The organism is Empedobacter sp. 225-1 (assembly GCF_030328185.1).
Classification (GTDB): Bacteria; Bacteroidota; Bacteroidia; order Flavobacteriales; family Weeksellaceae; genus Empedobacter; species Empedobacter stercoris.
In genome coordinates this window covers 45,776-65,862 of sequence record NZ_JACALO010000014.1, presented here as the reverse complement: position 1 = coordinate 65,862, position 20,087 = coordinate 45,776, and the positions used below count along the sequence as shown (strand labels likewise).

21 protein-coding genes are annotated in these 20,087 nt (G+C 31.8%); 7 read left to right on the top strand and 14 right to left on the bottom strand.

Features of this window, described 5'->3' with window-relative positions:
* Positions 1-111: 111 nt before the first annotated feature.
* The 8 genes from HX088_RS05990 to HX088_RS05955 form a co-directional block, all read right to left on the bottom strand.
* Positions 112-765: a hypothetical protein gene (locus HX088_RS05990; protein ID WP_286483675.1), complete on the bottom strand. Its 654-nt coding sequence runs from the start codon at positions 763-765 to the stop codon at positions 112-114.
* Between the two features lie 144 nt (positions 766-909).
* On the bottom strand, positions 910-1,695 hold the full coding sequence (locus tag HX088_RS05985; protein ID WP_225541583.1) for a zinc ribbon domain-containing protein: 786 nt from the start codon (positions 1,693-1,695) through the stop codon (positions 910-912).
* Between the two features lie 2 nt (positions 1,696-1,697).
* Positions 1,698-2,795, bottom strand: a complete 1,098-nt coding sequence (locus HX088_RS05980) for a Nif3-like dinuclear metal center hexameric protein (protein ID WP_498760961.1) — start codon at positions 2,793-2,795, stop codon at positions 1,698-1,700.
* Positions 2,792-3,283 carry a GNAT family N-acetyltransferase gene (locus HX088_RS05975; RefSeq protein ID WP_171621681.1) on the bottom strand — a complete coding sequence of 164 codons (492 nt, stop codon included), beginning with the start codon at positions 3,281-3,283 and terminating at the stop codon, positions 2,792-2,794. Before HX088_RS05975 ends, HX088_RS05980 begins: the two co-directional genes overlap by 4 nt.
* Positions 3,255-4,286, bottom strand: a complete 1,032-nt coding sequence (locus HX088_RS05970) for a phosphotransferase enzyme family protein (RefSeq protein ID WP_260543413.1) — start codon at positions 4,284-4,286, stop codon at positions 3,255-3,257. The genes HX088_RS05975 and HX088_RS05970 overlap by 29 nt, the downstream gene beginning before the upstream one ends.
* A 7-nt stretch (positions 4,287-4,293) precedes the next feature.
* Entirely contained in the window at positions 4,294-5,229 is a 936-nt protein-coding gene (locus tag HX088_RS05965) for a nucleotidyltransferase family protein (protein ID WP_286483674.1), read from the bottom strand.
* Entirely contained in the window at positions 5,204-6,574 is a 1,371-nt protein-coding gene (locus tag HX088_RS05960) for a Gfo/Idh/MocA family protein (RefSeq protein WP_260543415.1), read from the bottom strand. The genes HX088_RS05965 and HX088_RS05960 overlap by 26 nt, the downstream gene beginning before the upstream one ends.
* 82 nt (positions 6,575-6,656) lie before the next feature.
* Entirely contained in the window at positions 6,657-7,541 is an 885-nt protein-coding gene (locus HX088_RS05955; RefSeq protein ID WP_284583815.1) for a ChaN family lipoprotein, read from the bottom strand.
* 75 nt (positions 7,542-7,616) lie between these two features.
* Here HX088_RS05955 and HX088_RS05950 point away from each other — a divergent pair, with 75 nt between their 5' ends.
* The 5 genes from HX088_RS05950 to HX088_RS05930 all read left to right on the top strand — a co-directional run bounded on the left by HX088_RS05950 (position 7,617) and on the right by HX088_RS05930 (position 12,173).
* Positions 7,617-8,513, top strand: coding sequence for an ABC transporter ATP-binding protein (locus tag HX088_RS05950; protein ID WP_171621677.1), 897 nt, complete (start codon positions 7,617-7,619; stop codon positions 8,511-8,513).
* 1 nt (position 8,514) lies between these two features.
* Positions 8,515-9,345, top strand: a complete 831-nt coding sequence (locus tag HX088_RS05945; protein ID WP_286483673.1) for an ABC transporter permease — start codon at positions 8,515-8,517, stop codon at positions 9,343-9,345.
* Between the two features lie 105 nt (positions 9,346-9,450).
* Positions 9,451-10,476 (top strand): DHH family phosphoesterase, encoded by a 1,026-nt coding sequence (locus tag HX088_RS05940; RefSeq protein ID WP_286483672.1) that lies wholly within the window; start codon positions 9,451-9,453, stop codon positions 10,474-10,476.
* Positions 10,476-11,003, top strand: a complete 528-nt coding sequence (locus HX088_RS05935) for an FKBP-type peptidyl-prolyl cis-trans isomerase (protein ID WP_286483671.1) — start codon at positions 10,476-10,478, stop codon at positions 11,001-11,003. The genes HX088_RS05940 and HX088_RS05935 overlap by 1 nt, the downstream gene beginning before the upstream one ends.
* A gap of 90 nt (positions 11,004-11,093) precedes the next feature.
* Positions 11,094-12,173, top strand: a complete 1,080-nt coding sequence (locus tag HX088_RS05930; RefSeq protein WP_286483670.1) for a peptidylprolyl isomerase — start codon at positions 11,094-11,096, stop codon at positions 12,171-12,173.
* A 67-nt stretch (positions 12,174-12,240) separates the two neighbouring features.
* Here HX088_RS05930 and HX088_RS05925 read toward each other — a convergent pair whose 3' ends face one another.
* Together HX088_RS05925 and pepT are read right to left on the bottom strand one after the other, a co-directional pair.
* Positions 12,241-12,909: a head GIN domain-containing protein gene (locus tag HX088_RS05925; RefSeq protein WP_260543422.1), complete on the bottom strand. Its 669-nt coding sequence runs from the start codon at positions 12,907-12,909 to the stop codon at positions 12,241-12,243.
* An 88-nt stretch (positions 12,910-12,997) separates the two neighbouring features.
* Positions 12,998-14,239, bottom strand: a complete 1,242-nt coding sequence (pepT, locus tag HX088_RS05920; RefSeq protein ID WP_188320161.1) for a peptidase T — start codon at positions 14,237-14,239, stop codon at positions 12,998-13,000.
* A gap of 64 nt (positions 14,240-14,303) precedes the next feature.
* On the opposite strand from pepT, the gene HX088_RS05915 reads away from it, so the two are divergent.
* Positions 14,304-15,170 carry a hydroxymethylglutaryl-CoA lyase-like TIM-barrel protein gene (locus tag HX088_RS05915; RefSeq protein WP_286483669.1) on the top strand — a complete coding sequence of 289 codons (867 nt, stop codon included), beginning with the start codon at positions 14,304-14,306 and terminating at the stop codon, positions 15,168-15,170.
* A 135-nt stretch (positions 15,171-15,305) separates the two neighbouring features.
* Positions 15,306-16,676 (top strand): peptidylprolyl isomerase, encoded by a 1,371-nt coding sequence (locus HX088_RS05910; protein WP_225539005.1) that lies wholly within the window; start codon positions 15,306-15,308, stop codon positions 16,674-16,676.
* Between the two features lie 57 nt (positions 16,677-16,733).
* On the opposite strand, the gene HX088_RS13915 is transcribed toward HX088_RS05910, so the two are convergent.
* From HX088_RS13915 to lat, 4 genes are all read right to left on the bottom strand, one after another.
* Positions 16,734-16,925 carry a lipocalin family protein gene (locus tag HX088_RS13915; protein ID WP_353619284.1) on the bottom strand — a complete coding sequence of 64 codons (192 nt, stop codon included), beginning with the start codon at positions 16,923-16,925 and terminating at the stop codon, positions 16,734-16,736.
* A gap of 140 nt (positions 16,926-17,065) precedes the next feature.
* Positions 17,066-17,815 (bottom strand): GLPGLI family protein, encoded by a 750-nt coding sequence (locus tag HX088_RS05905; protein WP_286483668.1) that lies wholly within the window; start codon positions 17,813-17,815, stop codon positions 17,066-17,068.
* 142 nt (positions 17,816-17,957) lie between these two features.
* Entirely contained in the window at positions 17,958-18,737 is a 780-nt protein-coding gene (locus HX088_RS05900) for a Cof-type HAD-IIB family hydrolase (protein WP_286483667.1), read from the bottom strand.
* A gap of 60 nt (positions 18,738-18,797) precedes the next feature.
* Complete coding sequence (gene lat / locus HX088_RS05895) at positions 18,798-20,087, bottom strand: L-lysine 6-transaminase (protein WP_286483666.1); 1,290 nt, start codon at positions 20,085-20,087, stop codon at positions 18,798-18,800.

Below are 20,087 nucleotides of genomic sequence, written 5' to 3'. Positions count from 1 at the left end.
AGCCCGATACAATATCGAACTCATTTTTATAATTATTAATTTTTAATCTGTCCAAACTTTTGGGTGCAGTCTATATTTGTAGCGGATTTTTTTATGATTGATAATCAAATTTTATTTTCTTGCTGAAGGTCTTCTAACACCTGATTTTACTCTATTCGTAGAAGCTGACTTTGCACTTACTTCACCTTTTGCCGATTTGTTGTATAATTGAATAAATTCAAATAATCCATCAAAATCACCTGTTAACGTTTTTCCGTTTACTACTCTTAGCGCAAAATTAGATGATAATAAACTTCTACCATAAGGATCAGAATAATTTGTAAGATTAATAGAGCCAGAAGAAAAATCTGAATCTAATAAGGCAAATGAACCTGAATTTAGTACGGGTACATAATCTTGCATAATCGGATTTTCATAATACTCAATATAATCTAATCCTCTTTCATTAGATTCTGTTACATATGTACCGTTAAATTTCAAATCGTCTCTTTGGTAAACTTCTAAATACAGATAAGATCCATTCAATTTACCATTTTTAGGAACAGGATTCGTCGATAACTCTACACTATAATAATATCCCCCATCTGCTTGTTCAATATCCGCAACAACTGCATTTCTAAGCGGAAACGAAACACCATCATAATTGATCTCACCAACGTTTACAATATCAGGTACATAATCATAATACCCGTCATCATCATTAATACATGATGTTAACGTAATTGATGAGACAGCTAACATTGCTAAAAATATAATTTTTTTCATAATTTCTAAATTTTCAAACTAATCTTGTTTGCTCAATACAAATAACGTGCTAAAATAATTAGAACATTAATTATTGATATAAAAAAAAGTGTTGCTAAATGATGCAACACTTTGGTTTTAAATAAAATATTTTAAGAATGAAGATTATCCTTTGATGACAATTTCCATTTTTTCTTGCTCTTCTAAAGCCAATTCCAAGTCAACTAAAATACGACCTGAATGCTCATCAGCAATAATTTTTTTACGTTGAGCAATATCCATTTGTCTTTGAGGTGGAATTGTAAAGAAAGATCCAGCAGAAGCACCACGTTGAACTGGAACAACAGCTAAACCATTTTTAACAGAACCTCTAATGCGGTTGTAAGCGTCTAATAATCTTTGTTCGATTTTAGCAGAATACTCAATAGATAATTTCAGTAATGTATTTTCTTCTTTCTCTGTATCTTTTACAATTGTATCTAATTCCGCTTTTTTGTGCTCTAAATGCTCTTTCATCGAAGCTAATTTTGTGTTAAACTCTTCGATTTGAGTATTTTTTTGTTGAATTTTGATTGTAAACTCACGAATACGTTTTTCAGCTAATTCGATTTCCAAACCTTGGTATTCAACCTCTTTTGCTAAAGCATCAAACTCTCTGTTGTTACGAACGTTATCTTGTTGCTTTGTGTATTTCTTAATTAAAGCTTCTGCATTTTTAATTGCTTCTTTCTTCAATTTAATTTCTTCATCCAAACCTTTCGTTTCGTCAACTACTTTTTGGATTCTCGTTTCTAATTGTGCAACATCGTCGCTCAAATCTTCAACCTCTAAAGGTAATTCACCTCTTGTGTTTCTGATTTCATCTAAACGTGAATCAATTAATTGCAAGTCGTATAACGCGCGAAGCTTTTCTTCGACGCTTAGTTCTTTGATATTTTTTGTTTCAGACATAGTTAACAATAATTAACAGGATTGGTATTAATTCCAGAATTAAAGACCACAAAATTAGTAAATTTTTCTTTAAGATACGAAGTTATTAAGTTTTTTGTAAACTGTTCTGACTCGAAATGTCCAATATCTGCCAAAACAAGCTTATTTTCAGCAGTAAAAAAATCGTGATATTTCAAATCTGCAGTAATATAAATGTCCGCTCCGGCCGAAATTGCATTTTTTATTCCAAAAGCACCAGCCCCACCAAGTACTGCTACTTTTTTAATTTTTTTATTCAATAATTTCGAATGACGAATGGCAGGCGTATTCATCTGTGATTTTAGATAATTGAAAAAATCCATTTCATCCATTTCATTTTCCAATTCACCAATCATTCCGATTCCTACATAATTATTTAAATTATTCAATGAAATAACAGAATATGCAACCTCTTCGTACGGATGATTTTTAAATAAAGCGTTCATAATATCACCTTCCAAATGTTGTGGCATCACAATTTCTATTCGCGTTTCATTTACCGTTTCTAACTTGCCTACTTCTCCAATAAACGGATTTGCGCCATCAATTGGTCTGAAATTTCCTTTTCCTTCTACGGTAAAACCACACGAATCATAATTACCAATTTTTCCTGCTCCAGCTTCATACAATGCATTTTTCAATGTTTCTGCATGTTCTGTAGGAACATAGGTAATCAACTGCTTAAGTGTTTGCGTTTTTGGAATTAAAATCTTTGTATTGAATAACGCTAATTTTTCGGAGATTTTAAAATTTACGCCAACTTTCGAGTTGTCTAAGGCTGTATGTGTTGCATAAATATTAATTCCATGCTTTATAGCTGTCATAACAGCTTTTTCAACATAAGTTTTTCCATTCAATTTCTTTAAACCAGAAAAAATAATTGGGTGGAAACTAACAATTAAATTACAATTTTTCTCAATTGCTTCTTCAACTACTTCTGGTGTTGTATCAAGTGTGACCAAAATACCTGTAACCTCATCGTTGTAATCACCAACCAATAATCCTACATTGTCAAAATCTTCGGCATAAGCCAAAGGAGCTATTTCTTCCATCGCAGAAGCGACATCTTTTACGTGTATCATTTTATTTTATTCAAAATCAATTTTTCAGTTGGAAGATCGTGTTCGATTCCTTTCCAATACGATTCAAAATTAAATTTTTCTAACAACTTTCGCGAAGCAATGTTATCAGGATCGATAACCGCCATCACTTTCAAATCGGGGAATTTATTTCGAGATTCAGAAAGTAAATGTTCGCAAACCATTGTACCAAAACCTTTTCTCCAAAATTCTTTCTTTAACATATAACCTATTTCCAGCGAATTTTCGATATGTTTATTATAAACTAATTTACAATCTCCCAAAAAATTATCTTCATCATCATAAACTTTAAAAAATCCTAAGTTTTCATCAACCGAGCTTTTCTCTAAAATAGAAGTGAATTTATGATTTGCTTGTTCTTTATTCAGACCTTTTCCGGTAATATACTTCATTTGATCATCGTCCTGAACAAGCGTGTAATATTCGTTAAAATCTGAAGGTTTATACTTTTCGAATCGAAGTTTCTTCATGAAATTTTGTTAATGCTTTTAATAAATTGATTTGATTTATCGTACGATTAAGATTCTGTTTTGGATAAGTAATCGAATAATAAACATCATTATTCAAATAATCGCCTAAAAATCTAACCGCTTGGATATAAATTACAATATACGCAACAAAATCCATATTTTCTACTTCAACAGTTTGTAAATCATTTTTTAAATGTTCTAAAAACCCACGTTTAACTGCTTCATAATAGCTTGATTCAAAAATATTTTCTGCCGTTGGATCATCTTCTTGTTTTAGATTCGCATAGGTTCTTATCATATCACCAAAATCGCACAAAATGTTTCCTGGCATAATTGTATCCCAATCTATTAGAGCGATTGCTTGTGAATGATTTTCACTATTAAACAAAAAATTACTCAATTTTGCATCCGCATGAACGACACGTTTTGGAAAATCAATTGCTAAATATTCTTTTACTTTTGATGCATTGTCTAAAATATAATTGATTTCGTATTTTGTTTCTTGTAATCGTTCTTCTGAAGCATTTTGTAAGGCTTCATTAAAATCTTGCATTCGTTTTTGATAATCCAAAAAACCATCAATCGACGGATGAATTTCTTCAATATCTAAATCCAATAGAAACGAATGAAATTGACTTATAGTCTTCGCCGCTTCATAAGCTTGTTCAGCAGATTCTACTTTATCAAAACAAACAGAATTAGAAATATAGGATGTTAAGCGCCAAGTTTCTTCATTTTCTACAGCTAAAAGATTTCCTTTCAAATCTGGAATAATTTCGATGAGTTGTTTGGGATAATTCTTTGCTTTAAGATGAGTAGAAACTTGTTGAATATTGTTTGAAATAATTTCGGGATGAGGAAAAACCTTTGTATTTATTTTCTGTAAAATGTATTTTTTTCCTTGCTGATTGATTTCATAAGTAGAGTTAATCCAACCAGAACTGATTGGATTAACAACTATTTGATCAATATTTTCGAAATAATGTTTTAATATTTCTTCCATTCTATTTTTAAGTCCAAAGTGAATTTGGATATTTTTGATCTTTTACTAATTGTTGAATCGAATTAACAACCACTACTCTATCTTCAGGATATGTCATTCCAAACCAATTTTCATCAGAATTTTGTACAATCACTTCCAATTGATCTTCTTTGATCATATCATTGATAACTTTTGGCAAGAAAAATTCAGCTTTCAAATGTGATGCATTTTCTTTTAAAAAATCAGCAAATTTATCTTCTAAATTTCTAAAAATTGAAGGATGTAATACAAAGAAATTCATCGAAACTGCAACATCTTCATCCAACGATTCGACATGTTCATTTTCTTCGAAAACAATTTCTCCATTTTCGTTGGCATAGATATTTGTACGTTCTACCACATTCTCTAAAAGTCCGTTTTGCACTGTACAAATTCCACGAGATACTGATCCATTTTCACTAATTGTATTTGCCAATTTATATGCAACCATTCCGTACGTATTTGCCGTAATTTGTTCTGCTTGTACTAACTCGTTTGCTTTTTCGTAAGCTTTACGACCATAAAAATCATCCGCATTAATTACGATAAATGGATTGTTTAAATGATTTTTTGTAATCATTAATGCATGCCCGGTTCCCCAAGGTTTTTCACGTTTTTCTATTTTATCATAAATACCTCTTGACACTGAAGTATAGGTCGTTTGAAGGACAAATTCAACCGAACCACCTTTTTTCTCGATTATCGTTTGAAAATATTTTTTTGTATCAGCATCAAATTGTTCATTTATAATGAAAACATAATGTTTTATTCCACATGAAAACGCATCATAAATAGAATATTCCATCAAGGTTTCTTTACTTGGGCCAATCGGGTCAATTTGTTTTTGACCTTTGTAGCGACTTCCCATTCCTCCTGCTAATATGACTAATGATAAGGTTTTAGATTCCATAATCTTCTGCTCCAAAAACTGGTTTTCTTGTTTTGTATTTTCCTCTTGTAAAATCTGGCATTTCTTGAGACGCTCCATTACCTTCGATAGATTTTTCACTTAATGGTGTCACAGCATACCAAGTTGCTAAATCATAAACATCAAATGGAAATTCTTTGTTTTGTTTGATACACTCGATAAAATCATTCATCAAGAAGAAATCCATTCCACCATGTCCAGCACCTTCAGCTTGAGCTTCATATTTTTTCCAGTACGGATGATCATACGTTTTTAAATGATCTTCTGAACTTGCCCACTTGTGTGAATGTTTCATTTCATCTTCAAAATAAATAAACCCTTGGCTAAATCCGCCCGAACCGATATCTTGCCAAATACCATCCGTACCTTGTAGACGGAAACCTAAGTTATATGGGCGTTGTAAAGAAGTGTCGTGTGTTAATAAGATGGTTTCTCCATTTTCACACTTTAACATAGTTTGAACGATATCTCCTAATTTAAATTCTACTTTCGCATTTGGATGATCGGCACCGCCATTTTTAACGATATAATCCGTCAATCCCGCTTGTTTAGAAGCCATTGAAGTAATATGTGTAATTCTATTTCCACGGTTAACATCCATCATTGTTCCGATTGGTCCTAATCCATGTGTCGGGTATAATTCTCCATTGCGTTTCACATAATGATTGGTACGCCAAGCAGCTTCTGAGAAACCTTTCTCTCCAAATTCAACGCCACCTCCATAGGCTTTGACACCGTCATTAAATAATACATTTCTCAAATCATGTTGATATCCACCTTGTCCATGCAAAATTTGACCAAACATTCCTTTACGTGCCATGTTCATTACAGCCATAATATCACGACGGTAACATACATTTTCCATCATAAATACTGGGACTTTAGTTTTTTCGTATGTATCTACATAATTCCAGCATTCTTGTAAATTCATTGCTCCACAAACTTCTAAACCAACAATTTTACCAGCATTCATCGCTGCAATGGTTTGTTCTTCATGAAACTCCCAAGGCGTAGAAATAACTACTGCATGTATTTTTTTATCTGAATATAATTTTTTGTAACCATCTAACCCTTTAAAATACGTTACAGGCTTTTTATTATGTTTTGCAAAAATCTTATTACAACGATCTATCATTCGTTGGTCTGGTTCAGCAATTGCAACAACTTCTACATCATTTCTTTTTAACAGCTCATCCAAATGCACCTGCCCTCTCATTCCACAACCAACTAAACCTACTCTCACTTTATCGATTTTTGATGAAAAATCAAACAAAGAGTCAGGCGATACTAATGCGACTGTTGAAGCAGCTGCAGTTGATTTAATAAAATTTCTTCTGTCCATTGTATTTTTATTTGTTTACTTAAAATTTAGAAGATGCAAAATATTAAAAAAAATCAATAAACTACGCTGTGATCAATTAAAATTAATAGCTTTTTGGTGAGTCTTTAGGAAAAACTATAATAAATTCTGTTGTAGTAATATTTTCGTTTTTGGATTTGATTACAGATAATTTTTCATTTAAATCAGCTGTTTCCAGAATTTCAATTACTGCAATTTTCAGATTTGGTCGAAAAAATTTCAAATACCAATAAATTCCACCATAATTTTTCGAATGATAATCTCCATTGTAATGAAGAAAGAGAGCGTTTTCGTTCCAATTATTTAAAATAGATTCTGCCATCGTTGCATCTTTTAATGCTTGTGCCGCGACAAATTGTTTCGCTTTTATACCAACATGATCTCCCATCATTTTTATCATTTCCGGATAACCAGGTGCTTCATAATCTATCGTAATTGGAAGTCTCGCTAAAAGCAATTTTTCATTTGTTGATATGGTATCCAACGATTCTAAACCATTTTTTGACACATAGGATGCATATTGACGTGTTACATTTGTTGCAATAAAATCTAAATTCTTCTCTTTCGCAAAATCTACTAATGGCTTATAATCCGTTTTATAATTACTCCAAAGTTTTGTGTTTTTCTGAAATTCAATATCCGAAATAGTACCTTTCAGATAATTTGTTAATTGATTTTGTTGATGTCGTTCAAACATTTCCGCACCAAGAATCAACTGATTTCCTTTTACTTCGTACAACGCTTTTGTTGTCTGCAATTGTAACCAATGATTAACCGCATTATTATGATGTTCACCAAAAAGAACAACATCATATTTCGATAATTCTTTGATCATTTTACCAAAATCAGTTTTTCTTTCGTTCTTATTATAAATTTGATAAACTTTTTTGTCTTGCGCATTTAACTGTATCGAAACAATTATAAATAAGGTGTATAAAATGGTTTTCATATTATTTAAATTAATTCTAAATTGTAACAAATTAACGAAAAACTATACCAATAAAGATAAACAAATTCAACTACGATGAATAAAGTTCTTGAAATAACTCAACTAACTAAAAAATTTGGCAGTTTTACAGCTGTCAACGACGTTACTTTTTCTGTCGAGAAAGGAAACGTGTATGGACTACTTGGACCAAATGGAAGTGGAAAATCGACAACATTAGGAATGATTCTTAACGTAATTAACCCTACAGCAGGCTCTTGGAAATGGTTCGGAAAAGAACCAGACAACGATTCGTTGAAGAAAATTGGTGCTATTATCGAAAGTCCTAAATTTTATCCTTATTTATCAGCTCAAAAAAATCTTGAAATTGTAGCTGATATCAAAGAAGCAAATTATGCGAAGATTCATGAAAAACTTGAATTAGTTGGCTTACTTTCTCGTAAAAAAGATAAATTTCAACAATATTCTTTAGGAATGAAACAACGTTTAGCAATTGCTGCAGCCTTGTTAAATGATCCTGAAGTTTTGATTTTAGACGAACCTACCAATGGTTTAGATCCACAAGGAATTATTCAAATTCGTGAGTTGATTATTAAAATTGCACAGCAAGGAACAACTATTATTTTGGCAAGTCATTTATTAGACGAGGTTGAAAAAGTATGTTCGCATGTAGTGGTGCTTAATCAAGGAAAAATGTTGTATGCCGGTTCTGTAGACCAAATGAATTCGAGTTTTGGAAGTATTGAAGTTGCTGCACAAAATATGGAAAGTTTAGAATACGCCTTAAAAACTTTCTCTTTTGTTTCGAAAGTAACCAAAGAAAATAACAAACTTTTAGCTGTGCTTGCAGAAGAAAAAGAACCTGCAGAAATTAACAAAATGCTTTATGAACAAGGAATTGTCGTGAATCATTTAGTCAAACGCAAAGAATCTTTAGAGCAACAATTTTTCCAACTTATCCAAAAACAAAATTAACATGATCAGATTATTCAACATAGAATGGAACAAATTATTCTACAACAAAGGAACGAGAATCTTCATCATTTTATATTTCTTGATGATTCTTTTAATGGGAATTACACTACCTAATTTCAAACCAATGATGAATGGAGTTGAAATAGATTTCATTAAACTTGGTGCATTAGAGTTCCCAGTAATTTGGCACAATATCACATGGTTAGTTGCATTCGGAAAATTCTTTTTAGCCATTATTGTTATTAATAATATTACCAATGAATATTCTTTCGGTACATTCAAACAAAACACAATAGACGGTTTATCTAAAACAGAATTTATCAATTCAAAAGTCTTAATGAATGTTCTTATTTCATTGATTTCAACTTTTTTAGTTGGTGTATTGGTTTTTGGATTAGGCTCTTATTTTAGCGAAAAATTTGATTTCGTGAACGGTATTGAGTTTTTAGGTGGATATTTTATTGAAATCTTCGCTTATATCGTATTTGCCATGTTTTTATCATTTTTATTAAAGAAAAGTGCTTTTGCAATTTTATCTTTAATTGTATTAAACATCGTAGAATCTGTTGTAAAAGCTATCGAATTTTTAGTTCGATTTGGAAAACAACCACCAAGTAATCCTGAAGAAATAAAGCTATTATCAAATTATTTACCTTTAAATTCAAACGGAAAAATCATCGATTATCCTTCAGTAGATATACAACAAGCCTTGATGAAAAGTAAATTATTTGTTCCAGATTCTATTCAATGGGAATATTTTGGAATCAATGTTTTTTACATCATTTTATTTTTAGGTTTATCCTTATTGATTATTAAAAAAAGAGATTTGTAAATCATTTCTTAACTCAAAAATTCAAAAATCCTATTCAACTCGAATAGGATTTTTTATTTCACTTCGCACTTCCACTTTTTAAGTTGTTTGTTTATCTTTGCAACTATGCAAATGACAAATTTCGAGGAGCTAAAAGCTCTTTTAAAATCAACACCAAAGAAAATTGCAATTTTACCGCACAAAAATCCTGATGGAGATGCGATAGGTTCTACTTTGGCTATGTATCATTATTTAAAACAATTGGGGCATACTTGTAACATTGTTTCGCCAAATGATTTTCCGAAGTTCCTAAAATGGATGCCTTCAGCGAAGGAGATTGTGATTGCAGATTATAAACCAAAAGTTGCTGAAGCAATTATACATCAAGCAGAATTAATTTTTATCTTAGACTTTAATACGGTTAAACGAATTGACGATTTAGGAAACTGGGTTGAACGTTCGAAAGCACCAAAAATATTAATCGATCATCACCGAGAACCCGATACGTTTGATTTTATGTATTCGGATATTGAAATGCCTGCGACTTGTCAAATGGTCTACAATTTTATCGAAGCAATGAATGATTTAGACAAAATCAATAAAGGTATAGCTGAATGTATTTATACTGGAATAATGACTGATACAGGTGGTTTCCGTTTTCGTAATACATCTGCAAATACGCACAGAATTGTCGCTGAATTAATCGATAAAGGTGTTGAAGTTGACAAAGTAGCTTCGTATGTAAATGATTCGCAAACACAAGGTCGTTTAAAATTATTGTCTTTGACGTTAAATAATCTCACTTTTTTACCAGAACATCGTACAGCTTTTATGTTCTTAAAACGTGAAGATTTGTTGCAAAATGGTTTTCAGAAAGGAGATACAGAAGGCTTTGTTAATTATGGGTTAAGTGTAGAAAATTTTATTTTCTCAGTTATTTTTATCGAAGATACACATCATAATTTCATTAAGATTTCGTTACGTTCGAAAGGAGATTTTGATGTCAATGAATTTTCTCGCAAACATTTTAATGGTGGAGGACACATGAATGCAGCCGGAGGTAGATCTGATTTAAACATGGAAGAAACGATTGCATATTTCCAATCACTTTTAACAGAATACCAAGAAAAATTAGCCAATATCGTGATTTAATGAAAAAAGTTATTTTATTCACTTTCACCATCTTCGCATTGATGAGTTGTGATCAAAAAGTGATACAATATCCTGTTTCCTATTCCAACGACGATTTTATGAAGCGTTCGCAAGAACGTGGAAAATTATTGCATCAAGAAGAATTGCAATGGTTTGATGAGTATATGAAAACATCTGACTTAAAATTTGTAAAAACTAATTCTGGATTTTGGATTTCGAACAATGGACAACGAACTCCTTTAACAGCAAATAACGGAGATTATATCGAATTTGAATACCAAGTAACTGATCTTGATAATCACATTTTATATTCTTACAACGAAAATAAAATTCAGAAAATAATTTTAGGAAAAGCTGATATTGCAAGAGGACTGCATGCTGGTTTGCAATTAATCCAAGAAGGTGAAAATGCAAAATTATTGTTACCTTCGTTTTTAGCTTATGGAGGTTATGGTGATACTCAAAAAATAGCGCCAGACACTCCTATAATTATGGATGTAAAAGTCTTAAAAATTAAAAAACACTAAAAAATAGCGCCAGACACTCCTATAATTATGGATGTAAAAGTCTTAAAAATTAAAAAACACTAATAGACACAAAAAAGACGATAAAGTAAAATGAGAAAAATATTATTAATCTTAACGATCATCACTACCCTTGTTAGTTGTGGCGTTAAAATTCCAAAATCGATGAGTAAAGAAGAATTTAAAAGTTTAGAAGACGGATTGTATGCAAAAATGACAACCAATCATGGTGCAATGACAATCAAATTATACGAAGAACAAGCGCCAATGACAGTTGCAAACTTTGTTGGGTTAGCTGAAGGAACAAAAGAAAATAAAGCAAAGGCAAAAGGAGTTCCTTTTTACGATGGAATTATTTTTCACCGTGTAATTAAGGATTTCATGATTCAAGGAGGTGATCCAGATGGAAGAGGAACAGGAGGACCTGGTTACGATTTCGAAGATGAGTTTGACGCAACTTTAAAACACGATAAAAAAGGAGTTTTATCTATGGCAAATTCAGGACCAGCAACAAACGGATCTCAATTTTTTATTACAGAAGTTCCAACTCCATGGTTAGACGGTCGTCACACTGTTTTTGGACAAGTTGTTGAAGGTTTAGAAGTTGTTGATTCTATTGCAAATGTAGAAAAAACAAGAGACGATAAACCAGTTGTTCCAGTTACTATTGAGAAAGTAGAAATCGCTCGCAAAGGTGATAAATATGCAAAATATAATGGTGCTGAAGCATTTGATGCTGCAAAAGCAAATCATGCAAAAAAACAAGCAGAAGCAGAAGCTAAATTAAAAGCAGAAAAAGACGCAGAAATTGCTCGTCAAAAGGAATTAGAAGCGAAAGCATTGTCTACTCCATCTGGTTTAAAATACGTTATTTTAGAAGAAGGAAATGGAGCTAAACCTGTTCAAGGAGATCCAATTCAAGTTCACTACACTTTACGTTTAAACGATGGTGAAAAATTAGATTCGTCATTTGATCGCAATCAACCATTAGACGCAACAGTTGGAGTTACAGGATTAATCCAAGGTTGGATGGAAGCTTTAACAATGTTCAATAGAGGTGCAAAAGTATTCTTAATCATTCCTGCAGAATTAGGTTATGGTGCAAGAGGTGCTGGAGGAGTTGTTCCACCAAACGCAACTTTATACTTTGACATGGAAGTATTAGATAAATAAACATCCACTTATTATAAGTAGAAAAGCCACTCAACCGAGTGGCTTTCTTATTTAACAAAAATTATGATTACTTAAAATTAATTTTTCCTCCTGCTAATTTTTTCTGATTTTTTTGTTCAGGATCACCATAAACATCAATTACACCACCCGCTCTTGTTTTTGCATCAACAGATTTTGTAGAAGTTGTTTCGATAAAACCACCTGCATTAGTTGTAAGCGTTGAGTGTTCTGCTGATAAAGTTTTTGAGTAATATTTTCCTCCTGAATTAGCAACAACCGTCTGAAATTCTGCATTTCCAGTTAAAATAACTTCTGCACCGGAATTAATTTTAACTTCTAATTTATTGATATCAACTGGTAATTTAATCGAAGAACCTTCGTTAGAAGTTAGATTTAAAGATTGAGATTTCAATTTGTCGTCAGAATAAATGCGAGAACCTTGACTGGCTTGAATTTCGTACAACGATTTATAGTAAACCTTTACCGTCGCTTCACCTCCCTGCATCAACTTAGTTCCTGTCATTTTAATTTTCAGTTCACCTTTGTTGTTTTCTACTTGCACATCACTCGCATTCACTCCGTCAACTTCGACTAAATTTTTATCAGAAGAAATTAATTCAACAGGTATTTTATCATAAACCTTTAAGATATTAAAATCCCCAATATTTATTTCTTCTTGTGCAAATACAAACGAAGAACCGAATAAAGCTATTGCTGATAATACTATATTTTTCATAAAAAAAGTTTTCTAATTTGGTCTTGATATTTACACAAATTTCAAACCAAACTAGAAAACTTATTAATTTTATGCTTTATTGTAACTTCTATTTTGCTTCTTCAGCAGTTAACTCTGCAATACGAACAATAATTTCAGTTGCTTTTTCCATAGATTCTACAGGAACATATTCATACGGTCCGTGGAAGTTATGACCACCAGCAAAAATATTAGGACAAGGTAAGCCCATAAAAGACAAACGTGCACCATCTGTACCACCACGAATAGGTTTGATATTTGGAGTAACACCACTATCTTTAAGCGCTTGTTCTGCAATTTCAACAGATTGGAATTTTTCTTTTACTTTCTCAATCATATTAAAATATTGATCAGAAACCTCTGCTGTAATCACTTCGTGATCAAAACGTTCTTGAATATCTGCTGCAATCTGCAAGAATAAAGCTTTTCGCGCTTCATATTGCTCCATATCGTGGTCACGGATGATATACACCATTTTTGCTTCAGAAACATTTCCAGTTATTTTAGCTAAATGGAAAAACCCTTCACGTCCGTCAGTTAATTCAGGCACTTCATCACTTGGTAATTGTGCAGCAAATTCCATTGCAATATTAGATGCATTGATCATTTTATCTTTTGCATAACCTGGGTGAACAGATTTCCCCTTTATTGTAACAATACCAGAAGCAGCATTAAAGTTTTCGTACTCTAATTCTCCTATTTCAGAACCATCCATTGTGTATCCCCACTCTGCTCCAAATTTTTCTACATTAAAGAAATCAGCACCACGACCAACTTCTTCATCTGGTGTAAATCCTATTGCAATACGTCCATGTTTAATTTCTGGATGAGCGATCAAATATTCTGCAGCTGTTACAATTTCTGCAACACCAGCCTTATCATCAGCACCTAACAAAGTTGTTCCGTCTGTAGTGATGATGGTTTGACCTTTATATTGAGTTAATTCAGGAAATTCGTTTGGAGATAAAATCATTGATTCGTTCAATTTGATATCTCCTCCATCATAGTTTTCCCAAATTTGAGGTTGTACATTTTCTCCTGAAAAATCTGGTGAAGTATCCATATGCGAAACAAATCCAATTGTAGGCACTTCGTAATCTACTGTAGAAGGCACATAACCGAAAACATAGCCATTTTCATCAATCGAAACATCTTCTAAACCGATTTGTTTTAATTCGTCTACTAAATAATTTGCTAAATCCCATTGACGATCTGTACTTGGAAATTTATCTAAGAAAGCCTCACTTTCAGTATAAGTTTTAACATATTTCAAAAAGCGTGTTACCAACTTTTCTCTCCATTCTGTTTGCATTGCGTTTTAATTTTTGTCAAAATTACTAAATTATCTACCTTTAAGGCGCAAATAAACCAAAAAAATGAGTGCAACTACTTTTAAGATTATTGAATGTCCACGTGATGCCATGCAAGGACGCAAAGATTTTATTCCAACCGATACTAAAATAGATTACTTAAATCGTTTATTGACTGTTGGTTTTGAAGCCATTGATTGTGGAAGTTTTGTTTCTCCTAAAGCAATCCCGCAAATGGCAGATACAAAAGAGGTTTTGGACCATATTGATAAAACAAATTCGAAGTCTAAATTGTCTGTTGTTGTCGCAAATAGAAGTGGCGCGATGAAAGCTGCGGAACACGAAAAAGTAGATATTATTGGATTTCCATTTTCTATTTCAGAAAATTTTCAACAATTTAACACCAACAAAAGTCGCGAAGAAGCTTTTGAAATGATACAAGAAATCAATCAAATTGCAAATAAAAATGATAAACATATGTTAATTTATCTGTCTATGGCATTTGGTAATCCTTATGGCGAAGTATGGAATGGAGAAATTGTGAAAGATTGGTCGAAAAAAATGGCTGATATCGGAATTTCATCTATTAATCTTTCAGACACAATAGGCGTTGCAGATGAAAAAACAATTGTTGATTTGTTCCAAAATTTAATTCCACATTATCCAGAAATTGAATTCGGTGCTCATTTTCATACTGTTTATACCGATTGGCATACAAAAGTGAAAGCAGCTTATAACAATGGTTGTCGTCGTTTTGATGGTGCTATAAAAGGTTTAGGCGGATGTCCAATGTCGAAAAGTGATATGGTTGGTAATATGCCAACCGAAAAGTTGATTAGCTTTGCGAATGAACACAAAGAAAAGCATGGATTAAATCTTTTTGATTTTGAATCGGCTTGGAATGTTTCATTAAAAACATTTGGATTAATTTAGTCTTAACAATAAACTAAAAAATCAATTCTTTTGTTAAAGGAAATTAAAATATGTTGGACTTTAACAAAAAAAGTTAAATTTGCTCATTGATAAGTTTTTTATCAAGCATATAATATTAAAATGAAATTAAAGTATATGAAATTTAAATCGAGTATGATGTTGTTAATTGCAACATTATTGACGGTAAATACTTTTGCACAAACAGCAAAATCAACACCACAACGTCTGGCTAAAGTAGATGGTATTGCTGCTGTTGTAGGAGATCAGATTGTTTTAGAGTCTGATGTAGATCGTGATTACTTAATGTCAAAACAACAAGGAATGCAAGTTGAAAACAAATGTGATTTCTTAAACGACATTATGTTAGACAAAATGTTGGTTGATCGTGCAAAACAAGATACTTTAATTAAAGTGACTCAAGACGAAGTAACACGTCAGTTAAATGGTCAAATCGAAGGTTTGATTGCACAAGCTGGAGGTGAAAAACAAATTTTAGACTATTTCGGATTCCGCACAATGGCGGAAATGAAAAACGAAACTAAATATATCGTTGAAGATAATATTTATGCGCGTCAGAAAAGAGAAATGGTTGTAAAAGGTGCAGATGCTACACCAGAAGAAGTACGTTTGTTTTTCGAAAAACACCAAGGGGAATTACCTGATGTTAAGGACGAACTTTCTATTAGCCATATTGTGATGTATCCTCAGATTTCAGAAGAAAATCAACAAAAAATCATTGATCAATTAAAAGAAATCAAAAAAGAAATTGAAGAAGGTGCTTCATTTGCAACAAAAGCAATTTTATATTCAGAAGATCCAGGTTCTTCGAGCAATGGTGGTGAATACAAAAAGGTTTCTCGTGGTAAAATGGTAAAAGAGTTTGATGCAGTAGCGTTTAACTTACAAGAAGGTGAAATTTCTGATCCATTCAAAACTGATTTTGGATACCATATTATCAAATTAGAAAAACGTCGTGGTCAAGAATTAGACTTACGTCACATTTTAATTACATTGAAACCTACTGAAGAAGAAATCAAAACAGCTAACAATAAATTAGACTCAATTCGAGTATTAATTAATGATGGTAAAATGACTTTCAAAGATGCAGCACTAAGATTTTCTGATGATAAATACACAAAATTTAACTCAGGAAATATCATGAACCAAAACTCTGGCGATGATCGTTTCGAGAAAATGGCTTTACCATTACCAATGTTTACAGCTGTTGCGACATTAAACGAAGGAGATATCTCACAAGTTTTCGAAGATGATTTCGACAATAGAAAAGCGTTAAGAATCTTAAAGGTTAACAAATTCTATCCAGAACATAAAATTAATTATGAAGATGATTATTATCGAATTCAAAAATTTGCTGTTCAAGACAAAGAACGTACATTATTGATGGATTGGGTAAAACGTCAAGTTGGTGATGCTTATGTAAAAATTGGAAAAGAATATCAAAGTTGTGAATTTCCGATTGATTGGGAAAAGAAAAACTTAAAATAAAACAAAAAACCTCTCAAAATTGAGAGGTTTTTTTGTTAGGTTTAAATTCTAAATATTTTATTTTGTAATTCGCAGCTGAGATAGCCAAATTAATTTATTTGGATCAAACCCTTCTTTCTTTGCTGAATCTAAAAATCGATCTTTTACTTTATCCGATATTTCTTTTTTACGCGATAAAATCCATAGCTTTTTATAATCTTCGTTTGCTACTAATGCATTATTATAATGGTTACAATATGTACAGCAGATTGTGGATTGGGTAGCAGAGTTGCGGGTGATTCATCAAAAAAAGGAAAACAAAATGTTTCCCTTTATATTTCAATTTTCCCTCAAAAAAAAAATTATAAAAATACTTTTGATTAAATCATGAGCATTATTCGTATGTAAAATTATTTTTTATCTACTCCGATCGAAAAAGATTCTCTCATTTTTTGACGAGATTCATCTTGTAATTTTTTGAATTCTTCTTGACTTATTTCTTTCCCATTTATAGGCTTTACTTTTGAAAGTTTCTTTGGTTTCAAATTAATTTTATCAGCTTCATAGGTCATAATCGAGCTAAATTTATTTCCCATTTCGCTTACCGTTTTTAGAATCAGACCTGGCAAACCGTTTACTTGATTTGGTCCTGCATCAACCTTAATATCTGGCGCAAACCAAGCTGCAATCTGCTTATTTTCATCATTTCCAACAGCTTTCACTACTTTGTATCCCAAAATTGTATCTTCAATATCTGTAATTTTCCATTGATAATCTTTGTGTGGCGTCACAACGATATAATTTTGTTTGTCTAAAACGACTTCTTGACGAAACTCTTTTTTATTTATTTCATTAGTCAAAGCTTTATACTCTCCTCCAATATTAAACGTAAAAGATCCCATTGTTGCATTTTGATCATTATTAATGGTTTCTATTTTTTTGTAAACGGACTGATGATCACTATATTCTAATTGATAATAAATATTTGGAGACCCTCCAATTTTTATTGTACCTCCTCCTTTTTGTGCTTGCTCTCTTTCAAACTCCTTTATTTTTTCTTCATCATGCTTTATATCATATTTATAATCGACAATAAGCTTTTCTTGCCCAAAACCAAAATTCGAAAAAAGTAAAAATCCAGCTAGTAATAATTGTTTCATTATATTGTAGTTTTTAATTAATACTCTAAAATAATTTTTATTTTTTAATTCTACAATAATAGAACATATAATTAACACAATATTGTGAAAAGAAAAAAATCCAACCGAAGTTGGATTTTTTCTATATAAATTAAAATATGTTTTAAATTATCTCAAAGTGTTTCAGTGCATTCCATATTCCGTGATTATCTGCAGAAGTTGTATAATAATCAGCCGCTTCACGAACATTCTCTTTCGCATCGCCCATTGCTACGCCTATTTTACAACCTTTCAACATACTAATATCGTTACCACCATCACCAAAAGCCATTGTTTTAGTTAAATCTAAATTATCGCGTTCAGCCATTCGCTCTATTCCACGCATTTTACTAATATCTTTCGGGTTTATATCAGCAAAATATTCTATCCAACGTGTACTAAGACTATTTTTCATAATATTATTCATCAAATAGGCTTCTTGTTCTTCATCGACAAAAAAGTTCATTTGCATGATATTATCTTTTGGTAAAGTTCGCGGATCAACAACTTCAGGAACTTCCATTCCAAAATAAGCAAACGATTTTTCTACATTTTCATTCACACGATTGATACTGAACGCATCTTTGGTCATGTATGAAAAGGAAAAAGGATTTTCTTCGTCATATTTCAACAAAGCCTCTATATCATTGGGATTGATATAATCTACAAAAAAAGTTTCACTTTTTTCATTCGAACACATTCCACCATTGTTATTGATATAACCGTCAAAACCATAGGTGAAAATATGATCCGGCATATCTGCCATATTTCGTCCTGTAGCAATGTATATTTTTTTGTTTTTCTGTTTCAATAATTTTAAGGCTTCGATTGTAGAATCACTTATTTCATGGTTTTCAAAACCTTGCAAAGTCCCATCAAAATCGAAGAAAAAAGAGTCTATCATAATTTAGTTTTATCTCATACAAATTTAAAAAAGCAACCTTTAATTGGTTGCTTTTGTAGTTTATTTTAATGCTAATTTAATAATTTCTATTGCTTTATTGGTGTCTTCTTCAGAAATATTGAGATGTGGACGCATTCGCACCGAGTTTTCTCCACAAGGGAGAATAATCAGATGATTTTCGAAACATGTTTTAATAAACGCTGAACGATCTAAGTCCGAATTAAAATCAAATGCGATAAATAATCCTAATCCTCGAACCGAATGGATTTTCTTCGTTTCTTTTGCAATCTCATTCAACTTCGATAAAATATATTTTCCTTTTTCTGCTGCATTTTCTACTAATTTTTCTTGTTCTATCACTTCTAAAATTAACTTAAAACGCAACATATCAATGTAATTCCCTCCAAAAGTTGAATTGATACGACTTGATTCTTTAAAAACATTATTTGGAATTTGATCCAACTTTTCTTTGTTGGCTAATATGCCACAAACTTGTGTTTTCTTACCAAACGAGATAACATCTGGAACTACATCATAATGCTGAAAAGCCCACATTTTACCTGTCATTCCCATCCCTGTTTGGACTTCGTCAAAAATCAATAAAATCTCTTCTCTATCACAGATTGCTCTTAATTTTTGAAAGAATTCTTTTCTGAAATAATTATCTCCTCCTTCACCTTGAATAGGTTCTATGATAATACACGCAATTTTATTTTTTCGTTGTTCCAAAGCTGTTTCTATCTGCGCTATCGCTCTATTTTCTGACTCAACAACTTTACCAAGATTATCTTCTGTAACTGGGTAAATACGTTTTGGATTCTCAATTCTTGGCCAATCAAACTTCGGAAAGTACTCATATTTACGAGGATCTTTGGTATTTGTTAAAGATAAAGTATAACCGGAACGCCCATGAAAAGCTTGCTTGAAATGAATTACTTCGCCTGCCTCCTTCTCTATTCCTTTCGAAAAGTTAAGTCTTGTTTTCCAATCAAATGCAGTTTTTAGTGCATTTTCAACTGCCAACGTTCCTCCCGAAATAAAGAATAAATACTGTAATTCTTTTGGCATTGCAACACGCTCAAACGTATCAATTAAATCGGCATAATCTTTTGTATAAATATCTGACATTGCAGGTTTATTGACTGCATTTCGTCCTAAAAAATCAATTTTAGCCATTAAATGTGGGTGATTATACCCAATTGCAGTCGAAGCAAACATCGAAAATAAATCCAAATATTCTACTCCATTTTCATCCACCACATAAGAACCATGCGATTTGTCCATGTCCATTACAATTGGATATCCGTCTGCTAATATATGTTTTGCTAATCTTTCGTGTACTGTACTCAT

What these genes read in the sequence shown, in the direction of transcription:
- HX088_RS05990 (WP_286483675.1), bottom strand. Translation starts at nt 765, where the DNA reads ATGAAAAAAATTATATTTTTAGCAATGTTAGCTGTCTCATCAATTACG.
- HX088_RS05985 (WP_225541583.1), bottom strand. Translation starts at nt 1,695, where the DNA reads ATGTCTGAAACAAAAAATATCAAAGAACTAAGCGTCGAAGAAAAGCTT.
- HX088_RS05980 (WP_498760961.1), bottom strand. Translation starts at nt 2,795, where the DNA reads ATGATACACGTAAAAGATGTCGCTTCTGCGATGGAAGAAATAGCTCCT.
- HX088_RS05975 (WP_171621681.1), bottom strand. Translation starts at nt 3,283, where the DNA reads ATGAAGAAACTTCGATTCGAAAAGTATAAACCTTCAGATTTTAACGAA.
- HX088_RS05970 (WP_260543413.1), bottom strand. Translation starts at nt 4,286, where the DNA reads ATGGAAGAAATATTAAAACATTATTTCGAAAATATTGATCAAATAGTT.
- HX088_RS05960 (WP_260543415.1), bottom strand. Translation starts at nt 6,574, where the DNA reads ATGGACAGAAGAAATTTTATTAAATCAACTGCAGCTGCTTCAACAGTC.
- HX088_RS05955 (WP_284583815.1), bottom strand. Translation starts at nt 7,541, where the DNA reads ATGAAAACCATTTTATACACCTTATTTATAATTGTTTCGATACAGTTA.
- HX088_RS05950 (WP_171621677.1), top strand. Translation starts at nt 7,617, where the DNA reads ATGAATAAAGTTCTTGAAATAACTCAACTAACTAAAAAATTTGGCAGT.
- HX088_RS05945 (WP_286483673.1), top strand. Translation starts at nt 8,515, where the DNA reads ATGATCAGATTATTCAACATAGAATGGAACAAATTATTCTACAACAAA.
- HX088_RS05940 (WP_286483672.1), top strand. Translation starts at nt 9,451, where the DNA reads ATGCAAATGACAAATTTCGAGGAGCTAAAAGCTCTTTTAAAATCAACA.
- HX088_RS05935 (WP_286483671.1), top strand. Translation starts at nt 10,476, where the DNA reads ATGAAAAAAGTTATTTTATTCACTTTCACCATCTTCGCATTGATGAGT.
- HX088_RS05930 (WP_286483670.1), top strand. Translation starts at nt 11,094, where the DNA reads ATGAGAAAAATATTATTAATCTTAACGATCATCACTACCCTTGTTAGT.
- HX088_RS05925 (WP_260543422.1), bottom strand. Translation starts at nt 12,909, where the DNA reads ATGAAAAATATAGTATTATCAGCAATAGCTTTATTCGGTTCTTCGTTT.
- pepT (WP_188320161.1), bottom strand. Translation starts at nt 14,239, where the DNA reads ATGCAAACAGAATGGAGAGAAAAGTTGGTAACACGCTTTTTGAAATAT.
- HX088_RS05915 (WP_286483669.1), top strand. Translation starts at nt 14,304, where the DNA reads ATGAGTGCAACTACTTTTAAGATTATTGAATGTCCACGTGATGCCATG.
- HX088_RS05910 (WP_225539005.1), top strand. Translation starts at nt 15,306, where the DNA reads ATGAAATTTAAATCGAGTATGATGTTGTTAATTGCAACATTATTGACG.
- HX088_RS05905 (WP_286483668.1), bottom strand. Translation starts at nt 17,815, where the DNA reads ATGAAACAATTATTACTAGCTGGATTTTTACTTTTTTCGAATTTTGGT.
- HX088_RS05900 (WP_286483667.1), bottom strand. Translation starts at nt 18,737, where the DNA reads ATGATAGACTCTTTTTTCTTCGATTTTGATGGGACTTTGCAAGGTTTT.
- lat (WP_286483666.1), bottom strand. Translation starts at nt 20,087, where the DNA reads ATGAGTACAGTACACGAAAGATTAGCAAAACATATATTAGCAGACGGA.